19 protein-coding genes and 1 pseudogene are annotated in these 21,978 nt (G+C 42.1%); 9 read left to right on the top strand and 11 right to left on the bottom strand.

Annotated features, from left to right (window positions below; genetic code table 11):
* Positions 1 to 101: 101 nt before the first annotated feature.
* Positions 102 to 1,289, bottom strand: coding sequence for a glycosyltransferase family 4 protein (locus tag WKK05_RS26875; protein ID WP_341526089.1), 1,188 nt, complete (start codon positions 1,287 to 1,289; stop codon positions 102 to 104).
* Between the two features lie 670 nt (positions 1,290 to 1,959).
* A complete protein-coding gene (gene lepA, locus WKK05_RS26870) occupies positions 1,960 to 3,771 on the bottom strand; it encodes a translation elongation factor 4 (protein ID WP_341526088.1) in 1,812 nt (603 codons plus the stop codon).
* A 577-nt stretch (positions 3,772 to 4,348) separates the two neighbouring features.
* On the opposite strand from lepA, the gene WKK05_RS26865 reads away from it, so the two are divergent.
* The 5 genes from WKK05_RS26865 to WKK05_RS26845 all read left to right on the top strand — a co-directional run bounded on the left by WKK05_RS26865 (position 4,349) and on the right by WKK05_RS26845 (position 10,136).
* Complete coding sequence (locus WKK05_RS26865; protein WP_341526087.1) at positions 4,349 to 4,585, top strand: hypothetical protein; 237 nt, start codon at positions 4,349 to 4,351, stop codon at positions 4,583 to 4,585.
* A gap of 174 nt (positions 4,586 to 4,759) precedes the next feature.
* Positions 4,760 to 6,529, top strand: coding sequence for an ATP-binding protein (locus tag WKK05_RS26860; protein ID WP_341526086.1), 1,770 nt, complete (start codon positions 4,760 to 4,762; stop codon positions 6,527 to 6,529).
* A gap of 191 nt (positions 6,530 to 6,720) precedes the next feature.
* Complete coding sequence (locus WKK05_RS26855; RefSeq protein ID WP_341526085.1) at positions 6,721 to 7,371, top strand: DUF3386 domain-containing protein; 651 nt, start codon at positions 6,721 to 6,723, stop codon at positions 7,369 to 7,371.
* Positions 7,372 to 7,599: 228 nt separating this feature from the next.
* Positions 7,600 to 7,830, top strand: coding sequence for a NifU family protein (locus WKK05_RS26850; protein ID WP_341526084.1), 231 nt, complete (start codon positions 7,600 to 7,602; stop codon positions 7,828 to 7,830).
* A 71-nt stretch (positions 7,831 to 7,901) separates the two neighbouring features.
* Positions 7,902 to 10,136, top strand: a complete 2,235-nt coding sequence (locus WKK05_RS26845) for a glycoside hydrolase (RefSeq protein WP_341526083.1) — start codon at positions 7,902 to 7,904, stop codon at positions 10,134 to 10,136.
* A gap of 320 nt (positions 10,137 to 10,456) precedes the next feature.
* Here WKK05_RS26845 and WKK05_RS26840 read toward each other — a convergent pair whose 3' ends face one another.
* Complete coding sequence (locus WKK05_RS26840; RefSeq protein WP_341526082.1) at positions 10,457 to 10,930, bottom strand: hypothetical protein; 474 nt, start codon at positions 10,928 to 10,930, stop codon at positions 10,457 to 10,459.
* Positions 10,931 to 10,986: 56 nt separating this feature from the next.
* Here WKK05_RS26840 and WKK05_RS26835 point away from each other — a divergent pair.
* A pseudogene (locus WKK05_RS26835) lies at positions 10,987 to 11,130 on the top strand (DUF1499 domain-containing protein); the annotation flags it as partial.
* Between the two features lie 25 nt (positions 11,131 to 11,155).
* Here the strand turns inward: WKK05_RS26835 and WKK05_RS26830 are convergent.
* Positions 11,156 to 12,502, bottom strand: a complete 1,347-nt coding sequence (locus WKK05_RS26830) for a DEAD/DEAH box helicase (protein ID WP_341526081.1) — start codon at positions 12,500 to 12,502, stop codon at positions 11,156 to 11,158.
* A 369-nt stretch (positions 12,503 to 12,871) separates the two neighbouring features.
* Between WKK05_RS26830 and WKK05_RS26825 the strand changes: the two genes are divergently transcribed.
* Both WKK05_RS26825 and WKK05_RS26820 read left to right on the top strand, forming a co-directional pair.
* A complete protein-coding gene (locus WKK05_RS26825) occupies positions 12,872 to 13,930 on the top strand; it encodes a serine/threonine-protein kinase (protein ID WP_341526080.1) in 1,059 nt (352 codons plus the stop codon).
* Between the two features lie 424 nt (positions 13,931 to 14,354).
* On the top strand, positions 14,355 to 16,388 hold the full coding sequence (locus WKK05_RS26820) for a serine/threonine-protein kinase (RefSeq protein WP_341526079.1): 2,034 nt from the start codon (positions 14,355 to 14,357) through the stop codon (positions 16,386 to 16,388).
* 127 nt (positions 16,389 to 16,515) lie between these two features.
* Here WKK05_RS26820 and WKK05_RS26815 read toward each other — a convergent pair whose 3' ends face one another.
* Positions 16,516 to 17,718, bottom strand: a complete 1,203-nt coding sequence (locus WKK05_RS26815; RefSeq protein WP_341526078.1) for a phosphoglycerate kinase — start codon at positions 17,716 to 17,718, stop codon at positions 16,516 to 16,518.
* Between the two features lie 90 nt (positions 17,719 to 17,808).
* Between WKK05_RS26815 and WKK05_RS26810 the strand changes: the two genes are divergently transcribed.
* A complete protein-coding gene (locus WKK05_RS26810; protein ID WP_341526077.1) occupies positions 17,809 to 18,231 on the top strand; it encodes a universal stress protein in 423 nt (140 codons plus the stop codon).
* Between the two features lie 35 nt (positions 18,232 to 18,266).
* Here the strand turns inward: WKK05_RS26810 and WKK05_RS26805 are convergent, their stop codons facing one another.
* The 6 genes from WKK05_RS26805 to hemW form a co-directional block, all read right to left on the bottom strand.
* Positions 18,267 to 18,665, bottom strand: a complete 399-nt coding sequence (locus tag WKK05_RS26805; RefSeq protein WP_341526076.1) for a ParB N-terminal domain-containing protein — start codon at positions 18,663 to 18,665, stop codon at positions 18,267 to 18,269.
* Positions 18,666 to 19,076: 411 nt separating this feature from the next.
* Positions 19,077 to 19,286 (bottom strand): hypothetical protein, encoded by a 210-nt coding sequence (locus tag WKK05_RS26800; RefSeq protein WP_341526075.1) that lies wholly within the window; start codon positions 19,284 to 19,286, stop codon positions 19,077 to 19,079.
* A 126-nt stretch (positions 19,287 to 19,412) separates the two neighbouring features.
* Positions 19,413 to 19,748, bottom strand: a complete 336-nt coding sequence (locus WKK05_RS26795) for a DUF5615 family PIN-like protein (RefSeq protein WP_341526074.1) — start codon at positions 19,746 to 19,748, stop codon at positions 19,413 to 19,415.
* A gap of 3 nt (positions 19,749 to 19,751) precedes the next feature.
* Entirely contained in the window at positions 19,752 to 20,093 is a 342-nt protein-coding gene (locus WKK05_RS26790) for a DUF433 domain-containing protein (protein WP_341526073.1), read from the bottom strand.
* A 187-nt stretch (positions 20,094 to 20,280) separates the two neighbouring features.
* Positions 20,281 to 20,346 (bottom strand): hypothetical protein, encoded by a 66-nt coding sequence (locus tag WKK05_RS26785; protein ID WP_341531205.1) that lies wholly within the window; start codon positions 20,344 to 20,346, stop codon positions 20,281 to 20,283.
* Between the two features lie 354 nt (positions 20,347 to 20,700).
* Positions 20,701 to 21,885 carry a radical SAM family heme chaperone HemW gene (gene hemW, locus WKK05_RS26780; RefSeq protein WP_341526072.1) on the bottom strand — a complete coding sequence of 395 codons (1,185 nt, stop codon included), beginning with the start codon at positions 21,883 to 21,885 and terminating at the stop codon, positions 20,701 to 20,703.
* Between the last annotated feature and the right edge of the window lie 93 nt (positions 21,886 to 21,978).

The following is a 21,978-nucleotide window of genomic DNA, read 5'->3' as shown; positions in this document are numbered from 1 at the left end:
GGTTTATTAAGGATTTATGCAAGTGTAAAAATAAATTTATATTTCTTCACTTGATTTGTGCCAAAATCCCGGCATCTTCCAAATACCGGGGTTATCATTTATCACCAAACAACTTGCGATCGCTCTTGTACAACTCGCTGATAAACTTTTTCTGTTTGCTTGGCTAATTTCGGCCAGCTGAAGCGTCGCTCTAAATCGTTATAAGCATTATCCACCAGCCATTGCCGATATCCTGGATTTCTCAACACTTCTAAAATCCCCCAAGCCAGGGAATCAGGATTGTTCACCCAGGTAACAATGCCTGTTTTATTATGTTGCACCACTTCTGGAAAACCGCCAGTATTTGAAACTACCACTGGTACACGAGAAGCAAAACTTTCTAAAGCTACAATCCCAAAGGGTTCGTAAAGACTGGGAAACACGGCACAGTCAGCGACGGTTTGAAATTTATCTAAGTATTCATCGGAGAGAAAGCCAGTAAAATAACATTTGTGCCAAATTCCTAAATCCCAGGCTTGACGTTTGAGATGGTCGGTATTACCACCACCAACAATCACAAACTTAACATTACCTCCCATTTCTCCCAATATCTTAGGTGCAGCATTCAGGAGTACAGGTACACCCTTTTCATAGGTCATGCGACCGAGATAATAAACTATTTTTTCATCGTCTGTGGCAAATTGGCGACGAAAATCCAGCGCATGAAAATCTTCGTGGTGCTGTTTCTTTTCGGCTCGAATACCGTTATAAATGACATCAATTTTGTTCCAATGACTGTGTAATGCTCGTTCTACTTCCCGCTGCATATAGTCACTACAAACAATAATCCGCCAAGCATCGTAAGCTAGTAAATTTTCTTTACCATTAATATAGTTTTGTGTTTCTGTGTAAATGCCGTTATAACGTCCGTATTCAGTAGCGTGAATTGTGGCAATTAGAGGGATTTTAAAGTTATGTTTGAGAGCGATCGCTGCATCTCCTACTAACCAATCATGAGCATGAATTAAATCAAAAGGCCCTTCCTCCAGAATTAACTTCCCACCGTGATCCCCCATGCTCTGATTAAGATTGACTACCCAGTGGAAAAAGTCATTACTATGAGACACTGGTACTCGATGTACTTTTATTCCCTCAACAACTTCATACATCGAAGCTTGACCAAATTCCGCTGTAATCAGGTGGATTTCATGTCCTAGCTTAACCAGCTCCGGATACAACTCCGCTACATGACGCGCAATTCCCCCAACTATCCTTGGTGGAAATTCCCAACTTAGTACCAGTATCTTCATTTATTAAACCCCCTGATGCTTTACAAATATTTAAAAAACTACATTTATCTAAAAATACAACTCTGACAGTTGCAGTGAGTATATATACTAAAATAATGTTTGAATTTTTTAACACTTTTTTGATAAAGCTGATTACAGGTTATCAAGGTTGGAGAAATCAGCAAAGACCTTATGAAACATCTAAAAAGATTACCCTATAAAAGCCAAATTTAAAGGAAGTCTGTCACCCCCTTTTAACTCTTTTAATGGTTGTCTAGCTTCTGTTAGCTGTGCATAGAAGCGCTTAATCTGTTTTCACTCTTAGGGAAAAACTGTAAATCCATCTCCCTATTTGCCCAAGCGAAAAGTACAGCCTATCTAGAAAAGACGGCTGTAACCAAGAAATGTTGCCCTTTTAAAACAAATGAAGCAAAAATGAGGAATTTATACCAATTCAATTAATGATTGCAACACATCCTTGGGTGAAGACGCGATGAATCGCGTCTCTACAGATGGTCTACTTGTCACATTCTTTTTTGAAATTGGTATTACCCTTCTCAGATTCCTCTTACTTGTTCCTTAATTCGCTATCAGGTCAATAGTGTTAAGTTAAAAAATTAGCAAAACCCAACAAGTATCTTAGTACTGTTGGGTTATGATGCCTCAAACGATGCTGTAATTGTCTACCAAATTAGCTTTGATCCAAGCGCAGTACAGCCATAAAAGCTTCCTGCGGTACGTCCACAGTACCCACAGATTTCATCCGCTTTTTACCTTTTGCTTGTTTCTGCAAAAGTTTTTTCTTGCGGCTAATATCACCACCGTAGCATTTAGCAAGCACGTCTTTTCGCAAAGCGGGGATGTGTTCGCTGGCGATAACTTTACTGCCAATAGATGCTTGAATTGGCACTTTGAATTGATGGCGGGGAATTAGTTCCTTGAGTTTTTCCGCCATTGCTCGCCCGACGTTGTAAGCTTTATCCCGATGTACAATCATCGCCAAGGAATCCACAGGATCGCCGTTAATCATGATATCCAGCTTTACCAAAGGATTTTCACGGTAGCCGATGATGTGATATTCCATACTGGCGTAACCGCGCGATCGCGACTTCATTTGGTCAAAAAAGTCGGTGACTACCTCTGCCAAGGGTAATTCGTAAGTGAGTGTAGTACGTCCTTGGGCGAGATATTTCATATCCTTGAAGATACCACGACGATTTTGTGACAACTCCATCAAGCTGCCAACATAAGTTTCCGGCGTAATCATCTCTACTTGGACGTAGGGTTCTTCAATTTTTTCACGATCGTTGGGAGAAGGTAAACGGCTGGGATTATCGATATAGAGTTCCTCACCTTTGAGGGTGATCACCTTATAAACCACCGAGGGGGCTGTAATGATTAAATCTAGGTTATACTCTCGCTCTAAACGTTCCTGGACAATTTCCATGTGCAGCAAACCCAAGAACCCGCAACGGAAACCAAACCCCATCGCGCTAGAAGTTTCTGGTTCGTAGTGTAGTGCTGCGTCGTTGAGTTCGAGCTTTTCTAAGGCTTCCCGCAAATCTTCAAATTGGTCAGCATCAATGGGGAACATCCCGCAAAAAACCATCGGGTTAGCTTCTGCATAACCTGGCAAGGGTGCTTCCGCTTTCGCCTTACTGAGGGTAATTGTGTCTCCTACACGTGCATCAGCTACAGCTTTAATTGCCGCTCCCAAATAGCCTACTTCCCCAGCATGGAGTTCATCAACTTGCTTTTGAGTGGGAGAAAGAACGCCTAACTCATCAATTTCAAATTCTTTACCAGATGCCATTAAATGGATGCGATCGCCTTTTTTTAACGTGCCATCCATCACCCGGAAATATACAATTACTCCCCGGTAACTGTCGTAATAGCTATCAAAAATCAACGCCCGTAAACGTTCATTTATCGTATTGGGCGGTGGCGGTATCCGCTCAACAACTGCTTCTAAAATCTCATTAATACCAATTCCTTCTTTAGCAGAGGCAAGAATTGCACCACTGCAATCTAGACCGATAATTTCTTCAATCTCGCCAATTACCCGTTCTGGTTCTGCCCCAGGCAAATCGATTTTATTCAAAACCGGGATAATTTCCAGGTTATTCTCTAAGGCTAAATATACATTTGCCAAAGTTTGCGCCTCCACACCTTGGGACGCATCTACTACCAATAGCGCTCCTTCACAAGCAACAAGGCTGCGTGACACCTCATAAGAAAAGTCTACATGACCCGGAGTATCAATCAAGTTCAGCACATACTGCTGACCATCTTTTGCTGTATAGTTCATCCGGGCAGCTTGCAGCTTAATCGTAATGCCGCGCTCCCGTTCCAGATCCATATTGTCGAGAAACTGTTCCTTCATCTGCCGCTCGTCAACAGTGCCAGTGGCTTGTAGCAAGCGATCGGCGAGGGTTGATTTCCCGTGGTCGATGTGAGCAATAATACAAAAATTGCGAATGCGAACTGCGGGAACGTCAGTCATATACTATCTTTGCCTTAGCAGCAACCAAAGTTAAAAGAGCTATTTACTTAATGTATTTTAATGCTTTCTTAGCCAAGACGCTGCTAGCTTTTAGTGCTTAGTTAGGAGTCAAGAGTCAAGAGTCAAAAGTCAAAAGTGATTTGTCTGTATTTATTCTCCTTCTCTTCCCCACTCCCCCACTCCCCAATTCCCCACTCCCCTCTTCACTCCATCTTTATCTTTTGATCGAAATAGGTGGACTTTTAAGAATATTATGAAAGTCTATTTATGGCTGCTAGTATTCATCAGCTTGAAGCGTACAATAAATATAAATAAGTACATGTAGGGATCATGTAGGGATCAGGAGCAATTACAACCCGTAATTGCCCGTAACTACTGATTTACTGGCAAATCTTCTAGGGCTATTGTCTTGCGAGTTATATAAAAATTGCCACTTGAAACTTAAAGCTGTTACTTTAGTACTCCTTGAGGGAACTATGTAACCATAGCCTTTAAGATTTTCAGTGAAATAACCCAAATTGGGTGTATAACTGCTTTACAAAGCTTTGGACAAAACAAATTCAGAGTATGTAAACCCATGAATATGCAAGAAAAGGCTACCGAAGCGGAAAACAGAAGAACCGATAAGGTAGAAATTGCTGTCCGCCTAGACTCCGAGTTACTAGAGCAAATTCAGCATCTCACGAATGACCCCAGTAAAGTGATTGAAGTAGCAATACGTCAGTGGTTGCGGGGCGAAATACTCAGAGATGATGAACTTACACGTACTCCTGTACGTACCCCAATTCCCCCGCGGGGTGAATGGAATGATTGACAACATCAATCAAATGTCAATCAAAAGAGCAGAAAAGTAAGAATTGCCAATCTGGATTCTAGAACACCGAGAAATACCCAATCCAAAATACAAAAGCTGTAAAAATTTATGCATAAATTTGAGCAGCTTTAGTAAAATTACGGTGGTATACCACTTGATTATCCAACTCGATTAATGACTATTACTGCCAACTCCCAATTGCCAAATCTATTTTCCCAAAATCAGGAATCTATTACTAGCAAGACTGATGGCTTATTACCAACTCTAGGTGCAGAGTTGGCATATACGCAAGATGGGACAGGGCGCTACCTGACCTTTTATTGGCAGCAAAGCGATCGCCTGGGGTTAAATACTGAGAAGATAGTTGATGAGCTAAACGAAGTTGAAACCTTTGCCCCAGTGGATAAGGTTAGTTATTTGAAACGGTTGCAGCGAGTTTTGTCAAATTTGGTGCCAGAAAAGTTTCAATGTTGGTTTAGCTGCCATCAAGAGTTATTTGAGTTGGAGTTGGTGATTAGTCCAATTATGCCGAAATTGGGAAGTGCTGCCACTACAGTTTTGGTAATGGGACGCTTACTGCAAGTTAAAGTCAACAAAAAACGGGCAAATGTAGCATTAAAAACTCCCACACAAAAAGAGTTGGCTTTACGTTCACAGCAACACCAAAAACTAGTCAATAGAATCACCAGAAATATTCGGCGGACATTGGATCTAGATATTATTTGGCAGCAAACAGTTGACAGTTTAGGAAAAGCATTGCGGCTGGAACGTTGCATCATCTGTCCTTACCAGCCTTCTTGCTTAAAAGTGCAGGTGATTGCAGAGTATCGCCAGCCACAACTGAGATCAATGCTGGGTGTAGATATAGATATAACTTCTGAGCCTGCCTTTGCTAAAGCATTGGCAACTCAGGAACCAATTGTCATGGAGGTTCCTGGAGATACTGAGTTTCAGCAGCATAAAGTTTTAGTAGTTGCGACTTGTTATCAAGATCAAGCTAATGGATTAGTAGCTTTGAATCTACAAGATAAATGCTATCCGTTGACAGAAGCGGAACTGGAATTAGCAAAAGAAGCAGCAGATCAGTTGGGAACAGCGATCGCTCATGCTACCTTATACAAAGAATTAGAAGCAGCCCGTCAAAAAGCCGAAGAAGCCTCCCGCCTCAAAAGCGAATTTCTCGCCAATGTATCTCATGAAATTCGCACCCCTCTCAACGGCATGATTGGTTTTTTGAAGCTGATTTTAGAGGGCATGGCAGATGACCCAGAAGAACAAAACCAATTTCTGGTAGAAGCTCACCAATTATCAATACACCTGCTAAATATCATTAATGACATCTTAGATATTGCCAAAATCGAAGCAGGTAAAATGGAGCTAAGTTGCGCTCCTGTCAAGTTGGATGAGTTATTCAATGATGTCGAAAATTTTATGCGCCCCCAAGCGGAGATGAGAAACCTCAGTTTCCAAATGCAAATGCCTGCTACCTCCGATGAGATTATTGTCCAAAGCAACTACCAACGTTTGCTGCAAGTCATGCTTAATTTAGTCGGCAACGCCATCAAATTCACTCATGAAGGTGGTGTAACTGTCAGCGCCGATTTAGTACTCAAAAAGGCAAAGACAAAACCTCAAGACCAGCAATTCCCTGGCATGGTGAGAGTGCGCGTAGCAGACACTGGTATCGGTGTTTCTTTAGACAAACAAGATAAACTGTTTCAATTATTTTCTCAAGTTGATGGCTCCCGCACCCGTCAGTATGGCGGCACAGGTTTAGGGCTAGCAATATCCCAGAAGCTAGTAGAAGCAATGGGCGGTGAAGTACATTTTTACAGTTTGGGCGAAGGGCTTGGCTCAACGGTGACATTCACAGTGCCACTATATCAACAACCAGTTATAGTTTCATCGACTGACAGCGACTCAACCAATAGCCTTGGATGCTGATACATAGTGTTGAGTTAAGAATTACAAGTTTCTCTAAGCTGTTCTCAATTAATGAATTTGCATATAGCCAGCAATCAGAATATTTGCTAGAAGCTAATTTTGAATTTTGAATTGTTTTCCCCTCTTCTCTGCTCTGAGTATTAATCTACGTCTGTAGATTAAACTGATAAAAGTGAAGTCAAAGTGCTTATATGACAGAGCAAACAACAGCAAGCGTTTTATTCCAAACCGCTTACGAAAGTCGTTACACTTGGGACGAAAACTTTCCTGGTTATAGTGCAGATGTGCAACTGGTACAGACTGCGGAAGTCTACACAGGTACAATTCGCATTAACAGCGATTTGAGTGTAGAAGTTACTGGTGTTGCAGATGAACAGGTGGAAGAAGGAATCTATACCCAATTACGAGATATAGTCACCCATCGCAAACGCTCTAGTTTTGAGCAGTCACATGGCAAGCATGAGTTTACTCTGGGCGAGACAGATAGCACTGGTGCGGTGGAAGTTTTGGTCAAAGGTGACTCGATGGGTTCTAGTTATAAAATTCGAGGCAAGGAAATTTGCCAAGTTAGCCGCATGATGGGTCGCATGGCTTTTGTCATTGATACCCATAAAAGCTTCGATACAGGTTCTGGCTATATTGCGAGTCGCTACGATGCGGTTTTCCGTAACTCAAAAACTAATGAAATCAGCAGCATCCTGAAATTTGAAGATACTTATGAGAAATTTGGTGATTATTATCTAATGACCAAACAGGTCGTGCAAGAGCATCTAGATGGAAATCCTTCGATAACTGAATTCAGCTACTCTAATATTAAGTTGCTCAAACCAGCAGTGGTTTAGTCATTAGTCATTGGTTTGCAACAAAAGACATACGGCAAAGGACACCTGATAACTCACAAACTAAGGACAATTGGATCTAGGATCAATTTAATAAAGCACGAAAATAAAATTTTGGGTAATGGATAATGAGTATGTGGATAAGGCTCAGAGATGATGCGCTATTCCCCATGCGCTATTATGCCCCATGCCCAATGCCCTATCAGGATTAACTTAGCAAGGTCTAAAACTATGGAACTAACAATTGATAACGTTGAAACAGTCTTAGATGAAATGCGCCCTTATCTCATGTCTGATGGCGGCAATGTAGAGGTCGTAGAACTCGATGGGCCTATTGTCAAACTGCGGTTGCAAGGTGCTTGTGGTTCTTGCCCCAGCTCGACAATGACTCTAAGAATGGGTATTGAGCGCCGCTTACGGGAAATGATTCCTGAAATTGCAGAAGTAGAGCAAGTCGTGTAAAAGTTAGGAGTTAGAAGTTAGGAGTTATGAGTTAACTCCTTGCTCCTTACTCCTTACTCCTCGCGATTACTATGTCCCATCCACTCTACGTCGCCTTTATCTGGCATCAACATCAGCCGCTGTACAAATCTCCTGGCAGCGGCGTTTCGCTATCTTCTAGTCAGCAGTACCGTCTACCTTGGGTACGTTTGCATGGCACGAAAGATTATTTGGATTTGATATTAATTTTAGAACGGTATCCTAAGTTACACCAAACGGTGAATCTGGTACCATCCTTGATATTACAACTCGAAGATTACATTGCTGGTACTGCTTTAGACCCTTATCTCACAGCCAGCTTGACGCCCGTTGAACAACTTAATCAGCAACAACGGGAATTTATTATCCAACATTTTTTTGATGCCAATCACCACACTCTGATTGACCCCCACCCCCGATATGCCCAGTTGTATCAGCAAAGGCAGGAAAAAGGGCAGGCTTGGTGTTTAGCAAATTGGGAATTGTCAGACTATGGTGATTTATTGGCTTGGCACAATCTGGCTTGGATCGATCCGTTATTTTGGGATGATCCAGAAATTGCCGCTTGGTTAAAACAAGGTCGAAATTTTACTTTAAGCGATCGCCAGCGTATATACTCCAAACAGCGAGAAATTCTTAGCCGCATCATTCCGCAACACCGGAAAATGCAAGAGGCGGGACAACTAGAAGTAACTACCACGCCCTACACTCACCCAATTTTACCTTTGCTGGCTGATACAAACTCTGGTCGGGTAGCAGTGCCAAATATGATACTGCCTGAGCAACGGTTTCAGTGGGCAGAAGATATTCCTCGCCACCTGCAAAAAGCTTGGAACTTATATAAAGACCGTTTTGGGCAGATTCCTCGTGGGCTGTGGCCTTCTGAACAGTCAGTAAGTCCAGAGATACTTCCACACATTATTAATCAAGGATTTAAGTGGATTTGCTCAGATGAAGCCGTCTTAGGATGGACACTGAAACACTTTTTTCATCGGGATGGCGCAGGGAATGTGCAGCAGCCAGAATTGCTATACCAACCTTACCGCCTACAAACCCCAGCAGGTGACTTGTCAATTGTATTTCGCGATCATAGACTATCTGATTTAATTGGCTTTACCTACAGTGCAATGCCAGCCAAGCAAGCAGCCGCAGACTTAGTTGGACACCTGCAAGCGATCGCGCGAATGCAAAGAAACAACCCCAGCGAACAACCTTGGTTAGTTACCATCGCTTTGGATGGAGAAAATTGTTGGGAATTTTATCCTCAAGACGGCAAACCCTTCTTAGAAGCTTTGTATCAAAGCTTGAGCGATGAACCCCACCTCAAACTCGTCACTGTCTCCGAATTTCTCGAAAAATTTCCCGCCACAGCCACTATCCGCCAAGAGCAACTACATAGCGGTTCTTGGGTAGATGGTAGTTTTACCACATGGATAGGCGACCCCGCCAAAAATCGGGCTTGGGATTACCTGACACAAGCCAGGAATCTGTTGGCAAATCATTCCGAAGCTACCGAAGATAACAACCCTGAAGCTTGGGAAGCTTTATATGCCGCCGAGGGTTCCGACTGGTTTTGGTGGTTTGGCGAAGGACATTCCTCAAATCAGGATGCCATCTTTGACCAATTGTTCCGGGAACACTTGTTTGGTATCTACAAGGCTTTAAATGAACCTGTCCCGTCGTATCTCAAGCATCCAGTGGAGGTTCATCAAGCACGGACAGACCATAGCCCAGGAGGATTTATTCATCCCGTCATCGATGGTAGGGGTGATGAACAGGATTGGGACAAAGCTGGACGTATCGAAATCGGTGGGGCGCGGGGAACAATGCACAACAGCAGTGTCATCCAGCGACTTTGGTATGGCGTGGATCACTTGAATTTCTATTTAAGGGTGGATTTTAAAAGTGGTGTAACACCAGGGCGGGATTTGCCAGCAGAGTTGAATTTGCTCTGGTTCTATCCCGAAAAAACTATGCACAATAGCCCAGTCCCGCTAGCAGATGTGCCAGATACAGCCCCACTTAATTACCTTTTTCATCATCTTCTAGAAATTAATTTGCTGACGCAATCGATTTATTTTCGGGAAGCTGGAGAAAATCATCAATGGCATCCCCGTACCAGCCGCGCTCAAGTAGCTTTAAATAATTGTTTAGAGTTGGCAGTACCCTGGGCAGATTTACAAGTTCCACCAGATTATCCGCTGCGCCTGATTTTGGTACAGGCAGATGAAGGGCGTTTTGCCAACTATTTACCAGAAAATGCTCTGATCCCGATTGAAGTGCCTTAATTCACGTAGTAGATGCAGCAATTCACAAGATGATTTATTAGTTTCACAGCTGGTGTAGGGTTTAGAACCTTGTACCAGCTGTATGTAATCATTGAGGAACTCTGCGAAATACTAATACCAACTCAATTAATGATTGCAACACATCCTTGGGTGAAGACGCGATGAATCGCGTCTCTACAAATGGTCTATTTTTCACATTCTTTTTTCAAATTGGTATTATAGGCTCTTTGATGTAATTAAATTACCAAAAGAGCCAAGATTCCTTTAAAGCCCGTAGTATAAATCAGATGCTGATTGAAGCAAGAAGTTTCTCAGGCAGTCTAGCTCAAGAAAAATTTTCTAGAGTTAGGATCTTCTTTAAGAGATTGAACAAAATCCTTCAGAGTCATCATTGTGCCATTTAAGGTGAATTTAGGAGTGCCATTTTGAGAAACAATTCTCGCTTCACCGTCTTTGATCTGAATTTTATTCTTAATGCTGTCCCAGAGAGTGTCAAAGCTCTCCTCATCTTTGCAACCATTAGCTTCAAGGAAGTTTTGGCGTACTGCGGTTTTTAGCGCTCGTGCTTCCGCTGCTTGGGCGCGTGCTTCAAAGTGCTTAATTACCTCTTCATCAGCACTTTCTCTCAAAATTTTGTTTTCAGCCTGAACTTGCTCTAACTGAGTTTTTATGGCTTGCAGTTGTGAGATTAAAGCAGCTGATCTCTGATATTCAGCTTTTAAAGCAAGCTTTGCCTTGGCTAACAAGACTTTATAATCTGGCTCCTGTTGGTTTTGAATTTTTTCAGATTCCATTTTTATCTCCTGATCTATCGATTCAGCGATACTTAGTGAAAGTAAGAATTATTTACTATGCAGAATTCAAGAGTGCTTTATGGGGATTTGTAGATGATGTAGAGTTCTATCTTCACTGTAAAGCTGATGCGCTCCAAGTTTACTCAGCTTTAAATTTGGAGCAAATCGATTTGGATGGTAGAAAAGAAGCTCAGTTGTAATTGGTATCAATAGCACTGAAATAGATCAGCGATCGCGTTTAACTCTACGGCGTAATCCAGATGAACTACCACTGGAATTTTTGTCACCTATGATGGTTCGTGCTGCCGATTGTTTACCCGATGTTTGTGGCGACGCTTTAGCAGTAGAGCGAGCCGGACGCTTGTCGCCTTGCGGTCTAGGTCTATGTTTGCTCGCGTCTGGAATTGCTTCAGGCTTGCTGTGGGCATTGGCTCCAATGGCAGCAATGACTTCAAATGGCAAGCGCTGTTCAATCAGCTTTTCAATATCTCTCAAGAGAGGGTATTCATCGGCGGACACCAGTGATATAGCTTCACCTGATGCACCAGCACGACCAGTGCGACCAATGCGATGAACATAATCTTCTGGGACATTGGGCAGATCAAAGTTGACGACATGAGGTAGTTCGCTGATATCAAGACCACGGGCTGCAATATCTGTTGCCACTAATACCTGTAAACTGCCGTTCTTGAACTTTGCTAGAGCGTGGGTACGTGCTGTCTGGCTCTTATTACCGTGGATAGCCAGCGCTTGAATTCGCTCGTCGCCCAACTGCTTAACCAAACGGTCAGCGCCATACTTAGTACGAGTGAACACTAACACTTGATACCAATTGTCTTCCCGAATCAGATGAGCAAGTAATTGGCGCTTTCGATCACGGTCTACCTTGTAGACTTTCTGCGCCACTGTTTCAGCAGTAACGTTGCGGCGTGCCACCTCGATCATTTTCGGGTGATTGAGCAGCCCAGCGGCGAGTGCCTTGATTTTGTCCGAGAAAGTGGCGAAGAATAGCAGGTTCTGTCGCTGTTTGGGTAGGAGCGAGAGAATGCGGCGGATATCACGAATAAAACCCATATCCAGCATCCGATCTGCTTCATCTAGCACCAAAACTTCAATATGCGACAGGTTCAACGTACCCTGTTGCACATGGTCAAGCAGCCGCCCTGGTGTAGCAACCAGAATATCCACACGTCCCTTCAAAAGCCGTTTTTGGGGATTAATGCTGACTCCGCCGAACATAGCCATCGTGTTCAAATTCAGATACTTACCGTACTCACGCGCACTTTCTTCAACCTGTGCAGCGAGTTCGCGAGTCGGGGTGAGAATCAGCGCCCGGATCGGTGAGTATCCATTAGATGTGTCTTTAAAGTTCTTGTCAGACGATAATCTATGCAGCAGCGGCAGGGTAAAGCCTGCGGTCTTGCCAGTACCTGTTTGTGCGCCAGCTAACAGATCGCTACCCGACAATACAGCAGGAATCGCCTGCATTTGGATTGGCGTAGGTTTGGTATAGCCTAGCTCAGTGACAGCACGAATAATTTCATCAGACAAGCCGAGATTAGAAAAAGACATAAGACTCCATAATTAACATCGGCCTGTCGCCTGTGGCGGCGCTCAGTCTTAGGCGGACGGATAAACGTTTGAAGGGCAGTAGCGCCAAGACCTAGTGCGAATGCCACAGTTTTCCATTTTAACAGAGTGCAGTCTATTATGTTGTATATATCTCTAGACTTTATAATATCGGTGGTCTAAAATTGCAGTGCTTTAAGATCACAATTCAGTAAACGGGTATTCGTGTCTTTTAAAGTTTGACTAGCTCCGAAATTCTGCTGTCAGCATGAAATATATAAGCGCTAACTTATTAAAGATTTTGCATAACACTAGCGCTAAATACTGGTTGTAGTTAAATTAAAAGCATCCCTGAGTCGCTCTTTCACTTCGATGAACCGCTTTTCTGTGCAAATAACGAATGTTGACGGGCTAACTTCACAGCAGACTCAACTTAGTCAGTTGTGCGGTTCTAAGCAGCTATTTCGCGATCGCTATCAAATATTGGGGATTTTAGGTAGAGGTGGTTTTGGCATCACATTTTTAGCCAAGAATGCTTTACTACCAGGAAATCCTCTTTGTGTAATTAAACAACTTTGCCCGAAGGCAAGTAATCCTCAAAGTTGGCAAAGAGCCTGCGATCGTTTTGAGAAAGAAGCAAAAGCTTTGGGTAAACTCGGTAGCCACTCGCAAATTCCCATGCTCTTAGACTACTTTACACAAAATGGAGAATTTTATTTAGTTCAAGAGTACGTGCGTGGTTCAACTCTTGCACAAGAAGTGCGGCGAATCGGCCCTAAAAATGAAGCTGCTATTAAAAAGTTTTTACAAGAATTACTACCAGTATTGCAGTATCTTCATAAACATCGTGTGATTCATCGCGATATTAAACCCCAAAACTTGTTGTGTTGCGAAGATGATCAACGCGTAGTCCTAATCGATTTTGGTGCAGTGAAAGAGGAATTAGTTGAGGCTTGCGAAAACTCAATTAATAAAACTCCAACCACTAATTTCGTCGGAACTATGGGATTTGCGCCACCAGAACAGTTTTCTCTACGTCCAGTTTATGCAAGTGATATTTATGCACTGGGTATGACTTGTATTTATTTGTTGACTGGTAAAGGGCCTTTAGAATTTGACTATGACCCAAATACTGGTGAGATATGTTGGCAAAAACAGGTGGATATCAGTGATAATTTCGCCCAGGTTTTGGGCAAAATGGTGAAAATCCCTTTAGCTGAACGATTTAAGACTGCTGATGATGTCATAAAAGCTTTAGATCAGGAAAAGTATCTACCTAATTTGAGTAACTGTTTAGCCACCCAAAAACTGAAAAGTAAAAGCATTACACAAGAAGCAAATCAGCAAGTATACGTGCCACCTGTAGCAAGAACTGCTAGCGCTATTCGAGCATGGAAAGCAAAATTAAAAGAAACAAAATCGCTTAGTTAATTTAACTTAGTTAGCTAAGGTATCAAATTAACAAGTTATCAAAAATATTTAAAAATAAAAAATAAATTTGGTAAGGATTTTGACTAAATTTAATAGACAAAGATGTTTGAATGCTAATAGATTGACTTAATACTTAGTAATTTAGTACTTATATACATATAAGCAAAATTACTAGATTTAGCAATTTCAAGCGCTTTTAAATTCAGATTATTCTATAATCAAGAGAATAATTAATCCTATGGCTCTCGTAGTTTTCCGAAGCTGAGGAAGACTAGTTACTGTCTAGAAACGCTAATTATATTTAAGTAATTCCCCAATCCCCACAACAGGGTTGTCTACCACTAGTACGCGAGAGCTAATCATCTTCAGGGAAAATTCGGGGCAAACTTAGCATAAATTTTCATGCAGTCGCGCCCGTCAGATCATGATCTGCTGCTTAAATCCCGATTGCCCAAATCCTCTAAATCCCAATGGAAAAAAACTTTGTCAAACTTGTAGCACGCCATTAGTGTCACTTTTGAGAAATCGCTTCCGTGTCATCCGAGTACTTTCAGATGAAGGGGGATTTGGGAGAACTTATCTATCAGAAGATACAGATAAATTAAATGAACATTGTGTCATCAAACAATTAGCCCCAAAATTTCAAGGAACTTGGTCGCAAAAAAAGGCGATGGAGTTATTTGCCGATGAAGCTAAGCGACTACAAGAACTCGGAGAACATCCACAAATTCCGACTTTATTGGCTTACTTTGAGCAAGATAACTGTCTGTATTTGGTGCAACAGTTTATCAATGGGCAGAATTTATTAAAGGAGTTACAGCAACGGAAGACTTACAGTTCTGGCGAAATTAAAGCAATCTTGTTAGATTTATTACCTATTCTCAAGTTTATTCATGATCGCGGCGTCATTCATCGGGACATCAAACCAGAAAATATTATCCGGCGTAAGGGTGACGGCAGATTGAGTTTGATTGATTTTGGCTCATCAAAGCAATTAACAGCCAGAGTTCAAAATAAAAGTGGTACATCAATTGGTTCACATGGATATTCTCCAATTGAACAAATTAGAGATGGCAAAGCTTACCCTGCTAGTGATTTATTTAGTATTGGGGCTACCTGTTTTCATCTGATAACAGGTACTTCTCCCTTTCAATTGTGGATGGAATATGGTTATGGCTGGGTAACAAATTGGCGGCAATATTTACGAAAACCGCTAAGTGCTGAATTAGACATTGTTCTCGACAAACTTTTACGAAAAGACATCCAGCAACGCTATCAATCAGCCGATGAAGTAATTATAGACTTGGCTCAAAAACCAACATTGGCACTTCCTCCAGCCGGGAAGTCATCTGCGAAAATTCCAGCAACTCAGGCTCCATATTTACCAATAAGATACACCATACTGAGAGCTTTAATTTTGCTAAGTGCTTTGATGCTGTTGTTTGGTTTTGGAGAATCTTGGTATCAGCAATATCGCCGCATTTACAACAGTTTGTCCTCTAGATTGAATCATCAGAATAATTCAGGTAATGGTGAGGCAGTTTTTGGTCAATTGCCAAAGATTAGCTTGGCAAATATTTCTTTAGTTAAAACTCTTCAAGGGCATGAAAACTCTGTTTCATCTGTTGTCATTAGCCCTGATGGACAGACAATTGCTAGTAGTGGCAATGGCACAATCAAACTCTGGAATCTAGCAACAGGAAAGGAAATTTCTTCACTGAATGGGCATTTTCAACAGATAAATGTTGTGGTGATTAGCCCAGATGGTAAAACGCTGGTTAGTGGTAGCGATGACAACACTATCAAAATTTGGAATTTGGCAACGGGAAGGCAAATTCGCACACTAACAGGGCATTCCGATGCAGTTCATGCCCTTGTGATCACGCCAGATGGTAAAACGCTGGTTAGTGGTAGTGATGACAGCACAATCAAAATCTGGAATCTAGCAACAGGGCGGCAAATTCGCACATTAATGGGTCATACCTTTTGGGTGCGGTCAGTTGCTATCAGCTCAGATGGTGCGACCCTTGCCAGCGGTAGTTACGACAAGACTATCAAACTCTGGAATATGTCCAAGGGATATTCAATCCTGACTTTAGGGGAAAATTCTCAAACAGTTACATCTGTGGTTATTAGCCCAGATGGCAAGATTTTGGCTAGTGCTAGTCGCGATCGCACAATTAAACTTTGGAATCTCGCAACTGGAGATTTAATGCGGACACTAGCAGGTCATACCAACACCGTAACATCTGTAGCAATTAGCCCAGATGGTAAGATTTTGGCTAGTGCTAGTCGCGATCGCACAATCAAACTTTGGAATTTAGCGACTGGTGAGGAAATTCTGACATTAGCAGGACATACCAACACGGTGACATCCGTCGCTTTTAGTCCTGATGGTAAGACCCTTGTCAGTGGCAGTGAAGACAATACTATCAAGATTTGGCGGATTTCTGATTAAAGGGAATAGGGAATAGGGAGTAGGGAATAGACGAGAATTTACTCTTTATTTTTAATTCCCAGTCCCCATTGCCCCTTATCCCCAGAGGGGGCCCCGAGTTCCCCAATCCCCAATCCCCAGTCCCTACTTACGCTTCATCTAAAGCTGCGATACCGGGCAGTACCTTGCCTTCGAGTAACTCCAAGCTAGCGCCGCCGCCGGTGGAGATGTGGCTCATTTGGTCGGCTAAACCGACCTTTTCCACAGCCGCCACTGAGTCTCCGCCACCGATGATTGTGGTTGTGCCAGTTTTACCGATTTCAGCCAGGGTATGAGCGATCGCTTCTGTACCTACGGCAAACTTGTCAAACTCAAACACACCCATCGGCCCATTCCAAATCACCGTCTTGGTATCTGCAAGGGCTTCTTGGAAGACTTTAACGGAGTCTGGGCCAATATCCAAACCCATCCAACCATCAGGGATGTTCTCAATGCTAACAGTTTGAGAATTGGCATCTGGGGCAAAGTTATCCGCCACTACCACATCTGTGGGAAGCAATAAAGCAACACCACGTTCTTTAGCCTTGGCTTCCAAAGACTTCGCCAGTTCTAGCTTGTCTTCTTCCACCAGAGATTTACCAACACTCAAACCACGGGCTTTGTAGAATGTGAAAATCATTCCACCGCCGATGATTAGCTTGTCGCACTTCTCTAGTAGCGTTTCAATCACGCCAATTTTACTAGAAACTTTAGAACCACCGATAATTGCCGCCAAAGGGCGTTGGGGCTGTTCAATTGCGCTTTGCAAATATTGCAATTCCTTCTCAACCAAATATCCAGCCACAGAAGGACTCAGGAATTTGGTCACACCTTCAGTAGAAGCATGAGCGCGGTGTGCAGTACCAAAAGCATCATTTACATAAAAATCGGCATTAGCTGCCAATTTTTGGGCAAATTCTGAGTCGTTTTTTTCTTCTTCTTTGTAAAAACGGACATTTTCCAATAACAGCACTTGGCCATTTTGCAACGCGCCAACTTTAGCTGCAACTTCATCCCCGATAGAGTCATCAGTCTTCACGACTTCTTGTCCCAACAACTCGGAAAGGCGCTTGGCAACCGGAGTCAGGCGCAGTTTGTCATCCACACCCTTGGGACGACCAAAATGGCTGACGAGAATTACCTTAGCTCCCTTTTGCGTTAAATCTTGGATAGTTGGCAGTGCAGCGCGAATGCGAGTATCGTCTGTGATTTTGCCTTGGTCATCCACAGGCACATTAAAGTCAACCCGCACCAAAGCGCGTTTACCGGAAATATCAGCGGCAGATAAACTTGCTAAACTTTTTTTGGACACACCAAACTCTCCTGATTGCCTTTTTGTTATTGTTTTGAAAGTAGAACCATACCAGATTTTACCGGAGTCAGGGGTGCGAAGGAGACACAGATGTTTAAGACAGTTCTATTTCCAATCGATCAAAGCCGGGAAGCGCGGGAAGCTGCTGATGTAGTTGCCAACGTCGTGCAGAAGTACGGCAGTCGGTTAGTGCTGCTATCTGTAGTGGAAGAACCTTCCCCAGAAGAGCCTAATGCAGATCCACTTAATGCAGATCCAATGGTCTCACCAGAGGTAGTTGCCAAACTGCTGCAAAATGCTCGCTCTTTATTTTCTCAGCAAGGAATTCAAGCCGAAGTTTTGGAGAGGCAAGGCAAGCCAGCATTTACCATCTGCGATGTCGCCGATGAAATTGAGGCGAGTTTAATCATCATGGGTTGTCGTGGACTTGGCTTAACTGAAGAGGGTGCAACTGATAGCGTTACTACGCGCGTAATTAATCTTTCGCCTTGTCCAGTATTGATTGTTCCGTGATTTTTGGGGTGCGTTAACACTGTGTAATGCACCACCTAAAATAGCTTTAAATTTTCTGATATTCTATCCCCACCATGTTGTAAATTTGCAATATCAGCAGCAATAGCCGCCCTTTGGCTTTCACTCAAATGCCGTCGTTTAACGTTGAGTGAAATAACTTTCCACAAAATTTGGGATTGAGTTAAGTCAACATGGTCAATCTTCTGTTTAATACCTAATTCTTTACAAATCTCATAGCGATGCCGACCATCAATAATCTGGTTAGTCCCTTTTAGGACTGTAATTGCTATACCTTGCCCGTTGATAGCAATGTCTGCCCTCAAATTTTGAAATTCTTCTGGGCTAAGAGGTGGAAACAAGAAAATATAGGGATGGTAAGTTAATTCTTCTAATTGCTGGTGATGGCATTTGATATCAGATTGTTTTCTAGGCATGATTCAGAACCCAAGCACTACTGAATTGTCGTTACTTGCCTTTACCAGAGGCTCTTAGCGGTATCCTTACCGCCTTTGCAAAATTATACTGGCTAATTTTTATATAGTATACTAGTACTACTAAAATTTTATTATTGATTCAGGCACTGCTTTTTGCTCAACAGTGGTTGTAAAGTTTAGTTTTCGCACTTGATGCCAGACTTTAATTACTTCACCATCTTTAAGCGCAAGTACTCAAGAGTCCATTTAGACGAAAACTGCTCAAACGAGAACCACTGACCAGTATTCTCTTGAACCCAGATAGAGCCATCGTCCTCCTTGCGACTGCCAATTACAATTCCAAATTCTCTAGCTAAGGCATACCATTCACTAAACAGGTCTGCTGGATTACTTTCTTAACCAATAGGCTCATTAGGCTGTTAACTCCTCTATCTCTAATTGCTTTTCTGCAATTTCTAAATCAGGGAACTCTCTACGCTTCATCCGAGTGATGTATTCTTGAGCATCTATAACTCCCATAAGATTGGGCGCTATTCCCGCAAATTCCATAATGTTGCGGCGTGGCTTGTGTTTGATTTCACAATGTTGCAGCCGTTGTGTTAAGTAGGCGATTAGACGCAATTGCTCATCGGGTATGACTTTGTTAGCAAGTCTCTTAACTTCATTTAATTATTGAGACATTTTATAATTGGAAATAACCTTTATTTAATATTATCAATGTGTCTTTAGTTTACTCTGACATCTTACTCAGACTGCCGGACGATTAACTCTAATCAATTTAGCGTTTAAGGTTTCTTCAGCAGAGATTCTCTCATGAATACGTTGTGCAAGTCTTTCCAAGTTTCTATCTTCTGTACAGATAATTATGCCAGTATGGTCAGGTTTTATATTATGTAGCCGGATGAAATCACGACGATTTTGTGTCAACATGGCTCTCTGATGATTCACGGCAAAAGCTAACACATCTGGGTCAGCAACTCCAGCATTTCCTGATTCTTGAACTGTTAAAATATCGTGACCGAGAGTGCGTAGTAATTTTATAACTGCCAAAGGAAATTGTTCATCAGCATACAGACTCGCCATAGATTATATTTCTTGTTCCATAGCTTCATCTTGTTCACGAAGTGCTGTTTCAATTTCATCGGTGTGTGCATCAGTATAAGCCCAAACATTCACTAAGTCAGCAGCACTCAGATGGGGATACATCTTTAGAATTTCAGCATCAGTTGTACCTTGACGGCGCAAACTCACAAACAGCCAAACTGGAATTCGGGTGTTAGCAATACAAGCATCACCACCGCATACACCAGGAGTTTTGGTAATTCCTTGTGAACCGTTACTTAAGGTCTTAGTCAATATTTGTATTGCTTCTGCTTTCTCGGTTGCATTTAATGCTAAAAGCTGTGTTGTTAATTCGTTAATTGTCATAATTAATATTACCTTAGTTCTTGTAAATCTATATTAACTCGTCTGGCATTTTGCTTAGACTACCAGACGATTAACTCTAATCAATTTACTGTTTAAGGTTTCTTTAGCAGAAATTACCTTATTAATACGTATTCTAGTCGTTCCAAATCTGCTCCTTCTGTACAGACAATAATACAGCATGGTCTGGTTATAAGCGGTGCAATCGAATAAAATCGCGGCGATTACGCGTCAAAGCTGAGCGCTCATTACTCATAGCAAACGCTAAAACACTTTCATCAGGAATTCTAAGATTTGCAGTAAGAATTCAGCACACAGGAGTCAGAAGTCAAAATTTAGAAGAAATTCAGCATGAGCAGTACATTTATTTATCAAATTTTTTTCTGATTCTTAAAGTATTCTGGCTCCTGAATTCTTACCAAGCTAGACCAAAATAAAAGGCTCGAATAACAGCAGATTAGCATTGAGTTTCAATATACAAACAAAACCCGCCTGCGCGGGTTTCACAATTTTTGGTCATCTTTGCAAGTCTTTGCAAAGATGACCAAAAATAAACATCCGTCGTGATTCGCTTAAAATCTCCTTTTATAGACTTTACGCCTTTTGCTGTTTATTCCCCCAACTTCTCAAATAACTTTGCCAACACCACGTTAGAAAACAAAAACCCTTGGGGATCACTTAAACGCAACCTTTCTCCTACAACTTCCACCCAGCCTTTATTAAAATAAGGTTGCAAATGCCTACAAATTTCCTCTACCTTTTCTTCCCCAAAAGCTTCTGCTAAAGTTGATAAACTCACACCCTCTGCCAAACGCAAGCCCAACATTAAGGTTTCTAATAATACTTCTTGTGGTGGAGTCACTTCACAATCAATCACATTGCCAGCTTGCACCCATTGGTAATACTCTTTAGTCTTACGCGGACGAGTAAACCTTTTCCCCTCTACATAACTCGCTGCACCCATACCAAAGCCGTAATAAGGTCGATTTTCCCAATAAACCCGATTATGCTGACACTGATGCCCAGGCTTGGCATAGTTAGAAATTTCATAATGCTGATAACCTGCACTAGTCAAAACTTGTTGCCCCATTTGGTACATTTTGACTGTGCTTTCATCGGTTGGCAAAGGATTGTCACCGGGTTTATAGTAACGTCCAAAAGCAGTCCCCGGCTCGATAGTCAGGTCATATATAGATATATGATTAGGATTGCTGGCGATCGCTTTCTCTAAAGAATCCTGCCACTGATCTAAAGACTGATGTGGCAACCCAGAAATTAAGTCTAAACTGAAATTGGGAATCTCGACTTTGCTGATTAGTTCTACAGCTGCAAAAACATCTGCAAGCGAGTGCGATCGCCCCGAAATTTGCAATAATTCTTCTTGAAAAGCTTGTACGCCCAAACTGACCCGGTTTACACCGACGCGGCGGTAGCCTGCTATATGTGCTAAATCAAATGTGCCTGGGTCAATTTCCATTGAAATCTCTGCGCCAGTAGCAATACCAAAACGCTTATCTAGCGCGTCAACTATGCGTTGTAACTGTGCTGTTGCTAGCAGCGAAGGAGTACCACCACCAAAAAAAATTGTCTTCAGGGGTTGATCAAAGGCTGGTGTAATGGCAATTTCATGACATAACACCTCGACATATTGGGAGATCGTACCAGATGTTTCACCCCGCAGGCGATCGCCCACCACAGACACAGGGAAATCACAATAAAAGCACCGCCGTCTGCAAAAAGGAATATGTACATAAGCAGAACTTGGGATGCCAATAAGATTAACTTTTTGATGCATTCTTGAGAAAGAATTAAATTCAGCCAACTGAAGATTACAAATCAAGAAAATAAGTACTTTGTTAGAGTTCTTATTGTTTTATAACAAAAGGAC

Source organism: Nostoc sp. UHCC 0302 (genome assembly GCF_038096175.1).
Lineage (GTDB): Bacteria > Cyanobacteriota > Cyanobacteriia > Cyanobacteriales > Nostocaceae > UHCC-0302.
This window is presented reverse-complemented; position numbering and strand designations above follow the sequence as displayed.

What these genes read in the sequence shown, in the direction of transcription:
- WKK05_RS26875 (WP_341526089.1), bottom strand. Translation starts at nt 1,289, where the DNA reads ATGAAGATACTGGTACTAAGTTGGGAATTTCCACCAAGGATAGTTGGG.
- lepA (WP_341526088.1), bottom strand. Translation starts at nt 3,771, where the DNA reads ATGACTGACGTTCCCGCAGTTCGCATTCGCAATTTTTGTATTATTGCT.
- WKK05_RS26865 (WP_341526087.1), top strand. Translation starts at nt 4,349, where the DNA reads ATGAATATGCAAGAAAAGGCTACCGAAGCGGAAAACAGAAGAACCGAT.
- WKK05_RS26860 (WP_341526086.1), top strand. Translation starts at nt 4,760, where the DNA reads ATGACTATTACTGCCAACTCCCAATTGCCAAATCTATTTTCCCAAAAT.
- WKK05_RS26855 (WP_341526085.1), top strand. Translation starts at nt 6,721, where the DNA reads ATGACAGAGCAAACAACAGCAAGCGTTTTATTCCAAACCGCTTACGAA.
- WKK05_RS26850 (WP_341526084.1), top strand. Translation starts at nt 7,600, where the DNA reads ATGGAACTAACAATTGATAACGTTGAAACAGTCTTAGATGAAATGCGC.
- WKK05_RS26845 (WP_341526083.1), top strand. Translation starts at nt 7,902, where the DNA reads ATGTCCCATCCACTCTACGTCGCCTTTATCTGGCATCAACATCAGCCG.
- WKK05_RS26840 (WP_341526082.1), bottom strand. Translation starts at nt 10,930, where the DNA reads ATGGAATCTGAAAAAATTCAAAACCAACAGGAGCCAGATTATAAAGTC.
- WKK05_RS26830 (WP_341526081.1), bottom strand. Translation starts at nt 12,502, where the DNA reads ATGTCTTTTTCTAATCTCGGCTTGTCTGATGAAATTATTCGTGCTGTC.
- WKK05_RS26825 (WP_341526080.1), top strand. Translation starts at nt 12,872, where the DNA reads ATGAACCGCTTTTCTGTGCAAATAACGAATGTTGACGGGCTAACTTCA.
- WKK05_RS26820 (WP_341526079.1), top strand. Translation starts at nt 14,355, where the DNA reads ATGATCTGCTGCTTAAATCCCGATTGCCCAAATCCTCTAAATCCCAAT.
- WKK05_RS26810 (WP_341526077.1), top strand. Translation starts at nt 17,809, where the DNA reads ATGTTTAAGACAGTTCTATTTCCAATCGATCAAAGCCGGGAAGCGCGG.
- WKK05_RS26805 (WP_341526076.1), bottom strand. Translation starts at nt 18,665, where the DNA reads ATGCCTAGAAAACAATCTGATATCAAATGCCATCACCAGCAATTAGAA.
- WKK05_RS26795 (WP_341526074.1), bottom strand. Translation starts at nt 19,748, where the DNA reads ATGGCGAGTCTGTATGCTGATGAACAATTTCCTTTGGCAGTTATAAAA.
- WKK05_RS26790 (WP_341526073.1), bottom strand. Translation starts at nt 20,093, where the DNA reads ATGACAATTAACGAATTAACAACACAGCTTTTAGCATTAAATGCAACC.
- hemW (WP_341526072.1), bottom strand. Translation starts at nt 21,885, where the DNA reads ATGCATCAAAAAGTTAATCTTATTGGCATCCCAAGTTCTGCTTATGTA.